Consider the following 12195-nt stretch of genomic DNA (forward strand, 5'->3'; position numbering starts at 1 on the left):
CCGGTGGCTATATTATAGCCTGCCCTCCATATGAGCGAAGACCAGATCCATGATGGCTTCATCGTCGGCTTGGGTGAAGCCGAGCAGTTCGCGCTGCGGATAGTCCGTCTCGGGGCCTCCGGGCACCACTCGGTCTTTGAGGCCGAAATGGTGGATGCGGGCGAGACGCGCGGCGCGGCCCCGAAATTCGACGTAGGCCTGATCAGAATTTGACCCCGCTGACATCCGCTGACGCAGCTTGACGAACATGGCCTGTGACGATCGGCGAACTCGCCCCTTGGCGGTGCGTAATGTTCCCGCGATCGGGCCGGGGTCCGCCCCGCCTTCGGCGGGCAGGTGGCGGGCGATCCGGCTATTCAGGAATGTCCGTAGGCCGTCTGCCTCGCGATCGAAGCCCGTCAGCCGGTCGTCCTGACGGACCCAGCTGCGCATGTCGGCCACGCGCTCTTCGCCGGAGGCCTTGCGATACAGGAAACGGATCGGGCGGCTGGCCGCTTTCTGGGTTTGGCGTGGTTTGCGCTTGGGCCATGGGGCACCGTCCGGTGCCAGCTGGGCCTTGATGCGGGTCTGTTGTGAACGCCGGATCCGCAACGCCAGCTGGCGCAGCAGGCGCGAGCGCTCGCGTCCGTCCAAAGTCTCGATATAGGTGGAGACGGCCTGACGATAGATCGCCAGTTCGTCAGCCCTGTCGGCCATCAGTCGACCTCATGACCGCAGGCGGCGATGATCTGATCGTCCAGCCAGACGCGGTGAAGGGGTGCACTCGGCTCGAGCGCGAACGGCACAGGCTCTATCGGTCGGGTCAGATCGTGACCGCCATCTTCGCGCAGCTTGAGAGATATGGTTTCGCTGATGGGTATGCGGATCAGGATATCTGATTTTGCATCGTCCAGTTCCTCGACCTCCCACGCCAGCCCGCCATTGGCGGCTGTGAGGGCCAGCAGATCGGGCTGCCAACGTTCGATCCAGATCAGCAGCGGAATCATGATTTCATCGAACGACCACGCACAGTCGAAGATACCCATAACGAGAGTGTACTTGTACTCAAACGCCCTGTCGGCTTGACCGCGCCCATGGGCCAGAGTGCTGCCGGACGGGATGGCGAAGTGCAGGTCTGCGGGGTTGTCTTTGAGGCCGCGATGCTGCAGCGCCTTGGTCATATGCTCGCGCAGGCTGATCAGTTTACGCATTAGTTCCGCTCCAGAAACCGATGCCACCAGCCGCGGCCAGTCAACTGTTCTCGCCACTGGACCTGTTCGGCGTTCTGACCTTCGAAGATGGATACAGCCAGTTCGCGGCGCGCGTCGCAGGACAGGATCTCGGCTCCGCGCAGGGCGTAGCCCATCTCTAGGTCGGCTTGGGTGGGGTTAGCGGGTAGCTGGCCCACCAGTTGGCAGGCCTGCAGGGCTGTCTGCGGCATCACCCTTTGCGGCGGCAGGGTCGGGGGCGTCGGGACAGATGGCGGGGCGAACAGCGCACAGCTGCCGGTCAAAGTCGCGCAGGCGAGCAATGCGGGCAGGGTCCAGAGGTTCATTCGCATCGGGTGCGCTCCTGGTCAGTGTGGAGAGGTGGGTCGCGAGACCTTGAGCGGCGGCGCTCTGGGCCAGGGTAATCTCTACCCGGGTGGTTGTGTCGCGCGCGCCCGCCGCCTCGATTGACGCGGCAGCGGCTTCGACCTTGGACTGGCTGGCCTCTGCCGTGGCGCGTTCAAGCTTGCGGCCTGCCAGATCGAACGGATCGAAGCGAAAGCCCACCACACCGAGGACCGCCACGAGAAGGGCAGTGCCGGCAATGGCAGCCAGTACCAGGCCGAGAGATCGACCAGGCAGACCAGACATCCGAGGCACAGTGAGGCGGGCCATTGGCTTATCGACCGACCTGGAATTGGGCGGGATTTCCGGCCCACCAGTCGCGAACGTCGAAACACGGGCAGTCCTTCATCCATTCATTGCGGGAGATCTTGCCGTCACGGTTCTTGTCCGGTGACAGGTCGCGGTGCCCGAGGATCTCGGCTGTGGTGTGCTTGGCCTTAAGCGTGGTCAGCAGCTGGCGCAAAGCGGCGAACTGCTTTGGCGTAAAGTTGTTTTCGGACCAGCCTTTGGCATTGATGCCGCCGACCAGACAGATACCGAGCGACACAGAATTAAACCCGCTGACATGGGCACCGACGACGCTATCGGCGCGGCCTTTTTCCACGCGGCCGTCGCGGCGGATGACATAGTGGTAGCCCACATCGTTAAAGCCGCGCTGTTTGTGCATGGCGCGGATCTCGGCCACGCCGATGTCGCGGGCAGGCGGGGTGGCGGCGCAATGGACCACCAGATATTTGACGGAGTTAAGCTTGCTCATTTCTGCCCTTCCATGCGCGCACCAGCGCAATGATGTGTTCAGCGGTTGGCCCGATGAGATAGAAGGCGATCAGCGACCCGAGCAGCAGCAGCAGCCTCTCGGCAATGGCGCGCAGATCTTCGGCGGGCATTCGCGTGATAAGGAGGTGCAGCTGCGCAAGGACGAACGCTGTCACCAGCCAGGTGAACAGACGACGCCAGAGCCATTGCGCCTCGGGTAGCGGCGTCATCGCTCGCGCTCCCGTTCCATTTGTGAGCGCATCCATGCGATGTCGGCCTGCACGGCCTTCACGCGCTCATCGATGCGCGCCAGTTCCCCGCGCGAGAGCGGCTCGATTGTGGCCTCCATGGCTTCAACCCGGTTGAACAGGGAGCCAAAAGCTAGCGTCACGCCAATGACCTGCAGGCTGATAGCGAAGATCAGTTGCATCAGATTGATGGTGAAGGTGATCGGGTTTTTCCGGGTCATGCGATCAACTCCACAGCTGGATCATGGGCGCGGGGGCGGTGCGGTTGGCATTGGCGGGGATCAGCACGACCTGGCCTGCCCGAAGGAAGGGGCCTGCATCGGCCAGATTGGGGTTTGCCTGCATGACCTGCTCGACAACCGGCGAAGCGCGGCTGGTCGTGCGCCACACCAGCTGGTCTAGCGTTTCCCCGTCCACGGCCTCGACCTTGATCATGTTCGCGGTAGCCATCAGATGACCTCGGCGATGATGCGGGTGCGGCCCAGAAAATCGCGCACGGCATAGGCGACGTTGCGCCGGTGGATGTCGATATCGACCGATAGCTCCTCGACACGCACCACACCGGCAGAGCGCGCAGATTGGCCCAGTTGGCGGTCGGCCAGGTCGGCTGCGATCACGGACTGGATGGCGCGGTGCCAGCGGATCACATAATCGGACATACCGTCGACCAGATAGCGGCCACTGACGTCATTCAGCTTGGCCGCGCCCTCGGCCTCGCGCTCGCGTTTCCAGCCGTCGAGTTCGGCCATGATGTCGATGACAGCGTTGCGGGCGACATCGCGCAGGCGTTCTGCCGTGACCGCCTGATCAATGCGCATTGCGGCGCGCAAAGCATTCAGGTCCACGTCCGGCCAGAATGGTCCGCAGTCAACCGTTCCCGAAGCGGCAGGCGTGTCGGGCGCGGGAATATTGGAAGGGGACGAGAAGGGACCGGACATGACAGGCGGAGTTTCCAGCTTCAGAAATCGCCGGATCCGGTGAAACAGGGTGGGGGGCTGGACGGGCAATCAGCATGGAGAAAACTGCTGCCGGACCAGCCCCGCCCTGCCGCCGGGGGGGCGTTGGTTTAGGCCTCGGGATTGCCCGGAGCCGGATCGGATTTTTTCAGTTCGCGCTGCAGCTTCTCGATGTCCTTTTTGACACCGACGCGGTCGTGCTTGGCGATAGCGGCCATATAGGCGTCGAGGGCCGACTGCTGGCGGTTGCGCAGATCCTCGGCGTCGTCGGGATTGGCATCGGCCAGAATGGCGCGGCCCAAGGCCTTGAACAGCTTGGCCTCGACCTCGTCGTGCAGATCGACATCGTGGTCCTTCACCAGATCCTGCAGCATGGGCAGGACGGCGGCATCGAACGCGTCGGCCTCGAGGCCGAGTTCATAGTGGTTGATCGCGGCCTCGCTGATCTGGTCGATCGCAAAGGTGATCGGGTCGCGGTTGAAGTGCGCGGGCATGGCCAGACCGAAGGTCATGGCATGTTCGAGCATGGGCAGGGCGGCCAGATAGTCACCAATATCGATCGTCCAGGCGAGCAGCTGGGTAAAGACTTGGTCCAGCGGTCCCTGCTCGGCCTTTCCTGCGGCGATCACGCCGTCGATCCAGCCCTTATAGACGGGCAGCATCAGTCGCTTGGCCTCGATCTTGCGGTCAGTGGCCTTGATGTCCTTCAGAGCGCGGCGGTCGGCTTCCAGCTGGACCACAACCTTGGCCTCGTCCGAGGTCAGGGCGATATCGTTTTGCTGTTGGGCGGCGGACAGGGCCGAAGCCCCGACAGACGCCGCGAGGAAGGCCCGCGCCTGGGCGGCTGGGCTGGTCCGGCCCGAGCGGAACGGGGGAACGGGGGCATCCTTGAAGTTGCGGACGGCCTTCTTCGGCGCAGAAGCCTTCGCCGCCTTCGCCGCCTCTGCAGCTTGGGCTTGGGCTTTCTTTTCGGCTTCGGCTTTAGCAGCAGCGGCGGCGCGGGCGGCGGGGCTCATGCGGGGTATCCTTGAGGCTATTCCAATCAGAGGGGTCGAAGGCGTGCCGATTAGCCGCCTTGCGGCACCGGCTCGTCGACGACGATGTTCTCGATCAGACAGGCGTAGTCGTAGTTTTCGACCACATAGGCGTGATTGACCGACTCATAGGTCTCGATGCGATCACGCTTGGCGTTGTCGACCAGAGTGCGACGGCGCGAGCCTTCCTGCTCATAGATGGACAGGTTATCGAGGCGGGTGATCAGGATGGTGCCTGCCGGGAAGAAGGGCACCTTGGCGACCTGCAGGCCGCCCAGAGTCTTCTTCGACAGCAGGATGTCGGTGGCCACCTTCTCGGTCGGTTTGCCTTCGGCATCGATCATCGGGAAGTATTTGTCGTGCAGCAGATCGCTGCTGACGATGGCGACCAGTTCGGTGTCATCGCGCGCCCATTCCGGCAGGAAGTTCTGTACGGCATCGAAGACCAGCGCATCGAGGTTGCGATAGTCGCCCTGGGTGGCGCGGACGTGGATGTGGTTGTTCTCCACAGTGCCGCTCTTGTAATGGCGGGTCGGGGCATTGACGCGGATCTTCTGCAGCCAGCCGATGTTGACGTCCTGCAGCAGCTGATTGGTCGCGCGGTCGGTCGTAGCCGCCGCCGAGGTGCCGTTGAAGCCGATCATGATCATGTCGCGTGCGGCTTGCTGCAGTACGTGATCGCGAAGGCGGATCTGGAAGTCCTTGAACTTGGCCCACATGTCCAGCTTGGCATAGGTCACGTGGGTGTCGAAGTTGGTCTGCTTGCAGAAGTAGGGGTTTGCGTCCAGCGAGGTCGGGTCGCGGGTCGCGCGATCCGCGCTGGAGGTATCCGTGCGGCCCGCGATCGTACCGGCAGCGCCAAGACCCAGGGCCTCGCCCGACTGCTCGTCCACCGGCACAAGGTTGATCTTGCCCAGGAATTCCGAGCTTTCACGCTGCTTGTCGATCAGCGTCTGCTGGACCGAGGGATCGACGGCGAACTTTTTGCCTTCCGAGACGGTGCTGGCTTCGACCTGGTTCAGTTCGGCCTGACGCGACAGGTAGCTGGAATAGAGCAGGCGGGTTTTGGTCTTCATGATCGGGGTCCGGTGCGGTGTGAGCGTTGGGGCGTCGGGCGAAAAGGATCAGCAGTCGGCCAGAAGTTGGCCGTCGCCGCCGTTGTGGGAGGGGCGGCGCGTATAGGCACCGTTCGGGGTTTCTTCGAGCGCTTTGGTCAGCGTGCCGAGGTCGGTTTCGATCTTGGCGAAACGAGCGTTGTTGGACTGGGCATTTTCGGCAAACAGCGCCTTCAACTCGGTGCCGAACTGGGTGAAGGCGGTGGCCAGAGCAGCGGTGTCGGTTTGAGCGGTGGCCGCGACCGGCGCAGGGGTGGTGCTGGCCTGCACAACGGGGGCAGGGGCTTCGGGCTTGGTGCCGGCATTGAGGCCGAAGGCGCGGGCGAAGGCGGCCATCAGCCTATCGAGTGTCAGTCCGTCAGACTTGGTGTCATCGGTGGCGTCGAAGTTCAGGTCAGTTTCATAGGCGGCGCTGAAGACGCTGCTCTTATGATGTTTGCGGGCGTCCAGTTCGGCCTTCAGCGTGGCCGCGAACGGCTCTTTGCTGGTGGCCGAGAACGTCAAAGCTTCGGTGCCGAGCGACGCCGGACTGTCGGTGACGGCCAGACCCATCAGATAGGCCTTGCCGGTGTTGGAGAAGTTCGGTTCAACCTCGATCGAGGTGAACTTCTTCTGGCGGGCCTTGTTGAATTTGATCAGGTCTTCGGTCGGGTCGATCTGGGCGAACAGGGCCAGACGCTTTTCGGTCTTGCCGTCGATCTCGATCTCGACCTCTTCGGTCTTCAGCGCCAGCACGTCACCGTACATTTTGAACGGGCCGTCAGCGGTCGGGCTGCGGATGTGTTCCATGTTGACGCGGGCCGCATAGGTGTCCGGATTGTAGGACGCCGCCATCTGTTCCAGCCAGACACGCTCGATGATGCGGCCATCGGATGCGGTTGCGCCTTCGACGGCGACACGGAAGAAGCGAGCGGTCTTTTCGGCCATGACGGTTCCTGAACGGTCCTGAATGGTGTGTGCCCGTCGCAGGCGGGCCTTAAGAGCCTCAAGACGGGCGTGTCTGGCCTGTTTTCTCAAGCTGGGCGTGTTGTCAGGGGCGCTCCGTACAACAGCCGCCGGTCAGGGCACGCAGGGCGGGCGGTTAGCGTCCGCTGCATGCGAATGAAGCCGATCAAACAGGACGGACCAGAACCAGGCGGACCCGATGATCTGGGGGCGCTGCTGGCCTCTTGTGGTGGGTTCGGCTTTCCGGTCACAGCACTGCTGGACGAACGGCGCGCGGCCAAATTCCTTTATTGGTCTATGTGGCGGCTGACCGATATCGCCACCCTGCTGAAGTTGCCCGAGGGCACGATCGCCAGCTGGAAGAGCCGCGACAAATGGGACGAGGCCAGCCCGCTGGAGCGCATGGAGGGCGTGACCGAGGCCCGCTATGTCGCTCTGACCATGAAGGCGGCGAAGACCGGCCTTGATTTCAAGGAGATCGATCTGCTGTCACGGCAGGCCGAACGCTTTGCGCGCATTCGGCGCTATCAACAACCGGGGGGGCATGAGGGCGACCTGAACCCGAAGGTCGCAAACCGCAATGTAGGGCCGAAGAAGAAGCCCGAGAAGAACCACATCACGCCCGAGCAGACGGCCATTCTGAAGGCGGCGCTGGAAAAGCTGATGTTCGGCTATCAGGAGATCTGGTGGTCGAAGCGCGATCTGCGCAACCGCATGATCCTGAAGTCGCGTCAGATCGGCGCGACCTACTATTTCGCGCTGGAGGCGCTGATCGTCGCGCTGGAGACCGGCAAGAACCAGATCTTCCTGTCGGCGTCAAAGAACCAGGCCCATGTGTTCAAGGGCTATATCCGCGCCTTTGTGATGAAAGAGATCGGGGTCGAACTGACCGGCGATCCCATCGTCATCGATCGCGGCACCGACGAAAACGGGCAGCTGCTGGACCAGCCCGAGTTGATCTTCCTCGGCACCAATGCGCGCACGGCGCAGGGCTATCACGGCGATTTCTACTTCGATGAATTCTTCTGGGTCTACGGCTTCGAGACGCTGAAGAAGGTCGCGTCGGGCATGGCGATGCAGAAGCGGTATCGCAAGACCTACTTCTCGACGCCGTCATCGATCACCCATGAAGCCTTCAAGTTCTGGAACGGCGACGAGTGGAACAAGAAGAGACCCAAGGATAAGCGCCAGCTGTTCGACGTTATGTCGGCGGCGCTGCACCAGGACGGCATTATCGGGCCGGACAAGATCTGGCGCCACAAGGTCACGATCGAGGACGCCCAGCGCATGGGCTGCGATCTGTTCGACCTGGACGAACTGAGAGACACCTACACCGCAGCAGAGTTCGAGAACCTGCTGATGTGCGGCTTTGTCGATGACACGTTGTCCGTATTCCCGATGCACATGGTCGGGCCATGCATGGTGGATCCGCGCGACCAGTGGCCGGACGTCGACCAGGCGCGGATCATTTTGGGGGCAGGCCGACCCTATGCGGGCGAGGTCTGGCTGTCTTATGACCCGAACGGCGAGAGCGAGAATGCCGACAAGGCTGCGTTGGTGGTTGTGGCACCGCCCAAGGTGGCGGGCGGCAAGTTCCGTGTGATCGAGCGTCGCCAGTTCTCCGGCAGCCGCTTCGACGAACAGGCCGAGGTCATCCGCAACTACACCCAGCGGTACAACGTCACGAAGATCGATATCGACAAGACCGGCATCGGCGACGCCGTCTTCCAGCTGGTGCAGACCTTCTTCCCCAGCGTGGTCGGCCACATGTACGACGCCTTCCTCAAGACCCAGATGGTCTTCAAGGCGTTGGATGTCATCACCAAAAACCGCCTCGAGTTCGATCACGAGTTTAAGGATCTGGCCAGCGCACTGATGTCGATCCGCCGGACCCTGACGGCCTCGGGCCGCAAGGTGACATACGAGGCGGGCCGGACCCGCGAGGCAGGCCACGCCGATCTGGCGTGGGCGCTGCTGCAATCCCTGATCAACGAACCCATCGCTGCTGCCATCGGCGCGGACAGCGGCACAAAATCTACCGTGGAGATATACGGCGATGACTAAAGCCCCGATCGCGAAAGCCCGTAAGACCGAAGCCACGGCCAGCGCCTTTGCTCTTGGCGATGCCGAGCCGGTGCTGAACCGGCGCGACCTGATGGAGGGGCTGGATTGCTGGGAGGTTCGCGGCCTGAAGGGGACCTATTATCAGCCGCCGCTGCCGCTGGATGTCCTGTCGAAGGCGGGTAATGCCACCTCGCACCATTCGAGCGCCTTCCGCGTCAAGGTGAACCAGCTGATGCGCGACTTCATCCCGCACCGCATGCTGGACCGAGCAACATTCGAAGGCCTTGTGCTGGATCATCTTGTCCTCGGCAATTTCTATGTCGAGCGCGTGGACAACATGCTGAACCGCCCGATGGCGCTGAGGCGTTCGCTGGCCCGCTACACACGGCGCGGCGTCGAGGATGGCAGCTTTGTGTTTCTGTCCGGCTGGCGTGATGAGCACTGGTTCAAGCCGGGATCCGTCTATCACGGCATGCAGCCCTGGCTGGATCAGGAGATCTATGGCGTGCCGGAATATCTGAGCGCGCTGCAGTCGGTGTTCCTGAATGAAGGCGCGACCCTGTTCCGCCGCCGCTATTACATCAACGGCGCGCATGCCGGGTTCATCATGTATGTCGGCGAAGGCGGGCTGACCGAGGGCGATGCCGAGGCGCTGAAGCAGGCGATGAAGTCGACCAAGGGCGTCGGCAATTTCCGCTCGATGTTCGTCCATCTGCCGCAAGGCAAGAAGGACAGCATCCAGCTGCTACATCCGGGCGAAGCCGCCGCCAAAGACGAGTTCATGGGCATCAAGAACACCACGCGCGACGACACGCTGGCCGCGCACCGTGTGCCGCCCCAGCTGCTGGGCGTGGTGCCGGCCAATGCCGGCGGCTTCGGCGATGTCGAAAAGGCCGATGCCGTGTTTTACCGCAACGAGATCCAGCCGCTGCAGCAGCGTTTCCTCGCGCTCAATGACTGGCTGGGGATGGAAGTGGTGCGGTTCAGAGACAGAGAACTGATATTGTGAGGGCGGCGAGGCCTCCTACTGCTAGTTGCCCCCGAACCGTGAAAATGTACCCTGACGTCATTAGGCTTTGATGAGCGTTTAACGGCCGTGCTCAATTGACTATATCGCCCAGGAAGAAGGGAGCGGCCGTGAAGTATCAAGACGATTGGCGCGCTCCCTGACGATGGACGGAGCGTGTATGTCCAGCAGCCGGACAGCTGAAGCCCGCGTCATTGGTCGTAGGTCAGACGCTGTGGTTTGCGGTCGCGTACTTCCGATTATATTCGAGGCTTGTGCGTAGAGTTCAGCAGCCTCTAACATCTCGTTTGCAAACGTGTCGGCTGGTATCACCGAGCTTGAGCTAGCGATGTCTCTTAAGCGGCCAGCCCATCGAGCTTGGTGCACTTGCAAGTCGCTTAATAGCAAGGTGTAAGCGACTGAATGCTGGTCCGACGAGACGTTCTCGATAACTAGTTTAATATCGGGCAGAAAATCAAAGTTTAGGGTAGGGGCGGTTGGCTCAGGATTGTTCCCAGCACTAATTGTCGTGCGTGAGGCAACAATCCATTGTTTGCGCAATGCTCGATAGCTGGTTTCGGCGTAATCGCCGATCTGAGACATAGCAGATGGCATGACTGCTAATGATGCTCGCAAGCGACGCGCTCGGCGCTGAGCCTCCAGCTCGTCCGAATGTCGGATTTGCCTCATCACCATGGTCCCGGCAAAACCTGCCGACAGCAAAGCGAATGAGCCAGCCAATAAAGTCTGCCACTCTTTCACTGCCTCGAAGACCATGAACGCATACCGATCCCCGTCCGATAGCTGCGCCTCTAGATTTGGCATCAGAGGGTCCAGTAAGATCGGAAGTGGTCCACCGAGCAGAGCGATGATGGCTAGACCAAAAAGCTGACCTTTAAACGGCTTTGCCATTGTACCGCTCTCCTACAACAAGCCGACCGTGATTTACGCATCGAATCGTTCGATCCAGTCGGCAAGCCATCCCGAATGCGGTGGCCAGGGTGTTAGCGCACCCCAGCCGCCGAGCCGTAACTCGACACATCGGAGGGTGGCCACCCTCGTCATGCCCCGCTGCCAGTCAACCGGCGCGGGCGACATATCGTTGAGTCGCAAGTGAATTCAACCAAATATAGCAAAGTTTCGCCGGTGCGCCCGGTCGCTCCCTACATCGGAGGAAAGCGGGCACTGGCCAAGCGGATCTGTGCCTTGATCGAGGCCACGCCTCACCAGCTGTATGCCGAGCCGTTCGTCGGCATGGGCGGCGTGTTTTTCCGCCGCCGCCTGAAGCCGAAGGCCGAGATCATCAATGACTGGAATGGTGAACTGGTAAACCTGTTCAGGTGCATGCGGGCGCATCCTGCCGCGCTGACGGATCTGATCGCCTGGTCTTTCTCTTGCCGCGCCGATTTCGAGCAGCTGAAGCGGGCCGATGTCTCGATGATGACCGATCTGCAGCGCGCGGCGCGGTTTGTCCAGCTGCAGAAGACGGCGTTCGGCGGGCGGGTGAGGGGACAGACGTTCGGCGTCTCGCTGGATGGGCGTTCACGGTTTTCCTCCAGCATCGTGTCGAAGGATCTGATCGCCGCCGGTCAGAGGTTGGAAACCGTCACGATCGAAAACCTGGACTGGTCAGCCTTCATCGATCGGTACGATCGCGACGGGGCGCTGTTCTATCTCGACCCGCCGTACTTTGGTTGCGAGCGCGACTATGGCGATGGCTTCGATCGGAGCCAGTTCGAACGGATGGCCGACCAGCTGGCCCGCATCAAGGGTCGGTTCATCCTGTCGCTCAATGACAAGCCCGAGGTGCGCGAGATCTTCGACCGCTTCAAGATCGATGCCGTCACCACGACTTACGGCATCAGCGGCAAAGGTGCCACCGAGGCCAGAGAGGTGATCATCACCGGCAGTTGACCGAGCGCGCCCGACCTTGGTTGGTCTGGGGTCGGGCCGTCCTGCGCGGTCGGCCAGAACATAACATGAACAATTGATTTGAACGGTGTGGGCCAGCGACGCTACATCGCGGCTGGAGCACACTATGACGATCTTACCGATTAAAACCTGGACGCCAGAAAACTTGACCGCTCGGATGGTGGTTGCCCACCGCGAGTTGGTCCTCATGATTCACTGTGTCGGCTGCCGGTGCCTTAAGGAAATCGACCCTTGGCGGATCGCATCACGCTGTGCCGATGATCCGCTTCGTGATCTTCGTTGGCGCTGCGATCGGTGTGGGGTGTACGCGCGTGAACTCACAGTCGAGCGGCGCACGGCGAGTCAACATCGCTGCCTGCTGGTCATCCCGATCACTAGCCGGTGCTGGGATGCTGGCCACCAAGACGCGCAGCAGGCCGCACTCCGTCGGGCACGACCGGCCAAATGATCGAAATCGAGCCCTAAGGCCGTTTTTAGCCGTTTCGCCCCAAAGCCCGCGCTTTTCCCCCCGCGCCACCCGCGGGCTTTTTGTCCCAGTTTTCTTGCA

The 12195-nt window shown here is 61.8% G+C and carries 16 protein-coding genes; 3 read left to right on the plus strand and 13 right to left on the minus strand.

What is annotated here, in order from left to right:
* Positions 1 to 12 precede the first annotated feature (12 nt).
* From B3B04_RS10385 to B3B04_RS10440, 12 genes are all read right to left on the minus strand, one after another.
* On the minus strand, positions 13 to 696 hold the full coding sequence (locus tag B3B04_RS10385) for a phage virion morphogenesis protein (RefSeq protein ID WP_292042602.1): 684 nt from the start codon (positions 694 to 696) through the stop codon (positions 13 to 15).
* Complete coding sequence (locus B3B04_RS10390; protein WP_292042604.1) at positions 696 to 1190, minus strand: phage tail protein; 495 nt, start codon at positions 1188 to 1190, stop codon at positions 696 to 698. Before B3B04_RS10390 ends, B3B04_RS10385 begins: the two co-directional genes overlap by 1 nt.
* Positions 1190 to 1387: a hypothetical protein gene (locus tag B3B04_RS10395; RefSeq protein ID WP_292042605.1), complete on the minus strand. Its 198-nt coding sequence runs from the start codon at positions 1385 to 1387 to the stop codon at positions 1190 to 1192. The genes B3B04_RS10390 and B3B04_RS10395 overlap by 1 nt, the downstream gene beginning before the upstream one ends.
* Entirely contained in the window at positions 1368 to 1838 is a 471-nt protein-coding gene (locus tag B3B04_RS10400) for a hypothetical protein (RefSeq protein ID WP_292042606.1), read from the minus strand. The genes B3B04_RS10395 and B3B04_RS10400 overlap by 20 nt, the downstream gene beginning before the upstream one ends.
* A 28-nt stretch (positions 1839 to 1866) precedes the next feature.
* On the minus strand, positions 1867 to 2349 hold the full coding sequence (locus B3B04_RS10405) for an N-acetylmuramoyl-L-alanine amidase (RefSeq protein WP_292042608.1): 483 nt from the start codon (positions 2347 to 2349) through the stop codon (positions 1867 to 1869).
* Positions 2336 to 2578, minus strand: a complete 243-nt coding sequence (locus B3B04_RS10410) for a hypothetical protein (RefSeq protein ID WP_292042609.1) — start codon at positions 2576 to 2578, stop codon at positions 2336 to 2338. The genes B3B04_RS10405 and B3B04_RS10410 overlap by 14 nt, the downstream gene beginning before the upstream one ends.
* On the minus strand, positions 2575 to 2817 hold the full coding sequence (locus tag B3B04_RS10415) for a hypothetical protein (RefSeq protein ID WP_292042610.1): 243 nt from the start codon (positions 2815 to 2817) through the stop codon (positions 2575 to 2577). The genes B3B04_RS10410 and B3B04_RS10415 overlap by 4 nt, the downstream gene beginning before the upstream one ends.
* Positions 2818 to 2821: 4 nt before the next feature.
* On the minus strand, positions 2822 to 3046 hold the full coding sequence (locus B3B04_RS10420; RefSeq protein WP_292042612.1) for a tail protein X: 225 nt from the start codon (positions 3044 to 3046) through the stop codon (positions 2822 to 2824).
* Entirely contained in the window at positions 3046 to 3534 is a 489-nt protein-coding gene (locus B3B04_RS10425) for a head completion/stabilization protein (RefSeq protein ID WP_292042613.1), read from the minus strand. Before B3B04_RS10425 ends, B3B04_RS10420 begins: the two co-directional genes overlap by 1 nt.
* A 128-nt stretch (positions 3535 to 3662) precedes the next feature.
* Positions 3663 to 4568, minus strand: a complete 906-nt coding sequence (gene gpM, locus B3B04_RS10430) for a phage terminase small subunit (protein ID WP_292042614.1) — start codon at positions 4566 to 4568, stop codon at positions 3663 to 3665.
* Between the two features lie 50 nt (positions 4569 to 4618).
* Positions 4619 to 5662 (minus strand): phage major capsid protein, P2 family, encoded by a 1044-nt coding sequence (locus tag B3B04_RS10435; RefSeq protein ID WP_292042616.1) that lies wholly within the window; start codon positions 5660 to 5662, stop codon positions 4619 to 4621.
* Between the two features lie 48 nt (positions 5663 to 5710).
* Complete coding sequence (locus B3B04_RS10440; RefSeq protein ID WP_292042617.1) at positions 5711 to 6628, minus strand: GPO family capsid scaffolding protein; 918 nt, start codon at positions 6626 to 6628, stop codon at positions 5711 to 5713.
* Between the two features lie 174 nt (positions 6629 to 6802).
* On the opposite strand from B3B04_RS10440, the gene B3B04_RS10445 reads away from it, so the two are divergent.
* Both B3B04_RS10445 and B3B04_RS10450 read left to right on the plus strand, forming a co-directional pair.
* A complete protein-coding gene (locus B3B04_RS10445; RefSeq protein WP_292042618.1) occupies positions 6803 to 8710 on the plus strand; it encodes a terminase large subunit domain-containing protein in 1908 nt (635 codons plus the stop codon).
* Positions 8703 to 9719, plus strand: coding sequence for a phage portal protein (locus B3B04_RS10450; RefSeq protein WP_292042619.1), 1017 nt, complete (start codon positions 8703 to 8705; stop codon positions 9717 to 9719). The genes B3B04_RS10445 and B3B04_RS10450 overlap by 8 nt, the downstream gene beginning before the upstream one ends.
* Positions 9720 to 9818: 99 nt before the next feature.
* On the opposite strand, the gene B3B04_RS10455 is transcribed toward B3B04_RS10450, so the two are convergent.
* Positions 9819 to 10628: a hypothetical protein gene (locus B3B04_RS10455; RefSeq protein WP_292042620.1), complete on the minus strand. Its 810-nt coding sequence runs from the start codon at positions 10626 to 10628 to the stop codon at positions 9819 to 9821.
* 201 nt (positions 10629 to 10829) lie between these two features.
* On the opposite strand from B3B04_RS10455, the gene B3B04_RS10460 reads away from it, so the two are divergent.
* Entirely contained in the window at positions 10830 to 11630 is an 801-nt protein-coding gene (locus B3B04_RS10460) for a DNA adenine methylase (protein ID WP_292042623.1), read from the plus strand.
* Positions 11631 to 12195: the final 565 nt, after the last annotated feature.

Source organism: Brevundimonas sp. UBA5713 (genome assembly GCF_002419815.1).
Taxonomy (GTDB): Bacteria; Pseudomonadota; Alphaproteobacteria; order Caulobacterales; family Caulobacteraceae; genus Brevundimonas.

What these genes read in the sequence shown, in the direction of transcription:
- B3B04_RS10385 (WP_292042602.1), bottom strand. Translation starts at nt 696, where the DNA reads ATGGCCGACAGGGCTGACGAACTGGCGATCTATCGTCAGGCCGTCTCC.
- B3B04_RS10390 (WP_292042604.1), bottom strand. Translation starts at nt 1,190, where the DNA reads ATGCGTAAACTGATCAGCCTGCGCGAGCATATGACCAAGGCGCTGCAG.
- B3B04_RS10400 (WP_292042606.1), bottom strand. Translation starts at nt 1,838, where the DNA reads ATGTCTGGTCTGCCTGGTCGATCTCTCGGCCTGGTACTGGCTGCCATT.
- B3B04_RS10405 (WP_292042608.1), bottom strand. Translation starts at nt 2,349, where the DNA reads ATGAGCAAGCTTAACTCCGTCAAATATCTGGTGGTCCATTGCGCCGCC.
- B3B04_RS10410 (WP_292042609.1), bottom strand. Translation starts at nt 2,578, where the DNA reads ATGACGCCGCTACCCGAGGCGCAATGGCTCTGGCGTCGTCTGTTCACC.
- B3B04_RS10415 (WP_292042610.1), bottom strand. Translation starts at nt 2,817, where the DNA reads ATGACCCGGAAAAACCCGATCACCTTCACCATCAATCTGATGCAACTG.
- B3B04_RS10420 (WP_292042612.1), bottom strand. Translation starts at nt 3,046, where the DNA reads ATGGCTACCGCGAACATGATCAAGGTCGAGGCCGTGGACGGGGAAACG.
- B3B04_RS10425 (WP_292042613.1), bottom strand. Translation starts at nt 3,534, where the DNA reads ATGTCCGGTCCCTTCTCGTCCCCTTCCAATATTCCCGCGCCCGACACG.
- gpM (WP_292042614.1), bottom strand. Translation starts at nt 4,568, where the DNA reads ATGAGCCCCGCCGCCCGCGCCGCCGCTGCTGCTAAAGCCGAAGCCGAA.
- B3B04_RS10435 (WP_292042616.1), bottom strand. Translation starts at nt 5,662, where the DNA reads ATGAAGACCAAAACCCGCCTGCTCTATTCCAGCTACCTGTCGCGTCAG.
- B3B04_RS10440 (WP_292042617.1), bottom strand. Translation starts at nt 6,628, where the DNA reads ATGGCCGAAAAGACCGCTCGCTTCTTCCGTGTCGCCGTCGAAGGCGCA.
- B3B04_RS10445 (WP_292042618.1), top strand. Translation starts at nt 6,803, where the DNA reads ATGAAGCCGATCAAACAGGACGGACCAGAACCAGGCGGACCCGATGAT.
- B3B04_RS10450 (WP_292042619.1), top strand. Translation starts at nt 8,703, where the DNA reads ATGACTAAAGCCCCGATCGCGAAAGCCCGTAAGACCGAAGCCACGGCC.
- B3B04_RS10455 (WP_292042620.1), bottom strand. Translation starts at nt 10,628, where the DNA reads ATGGCAAAGCCGTTTAAAGGTCAGCTTTTTGGTCTAGCCATCATCGCT.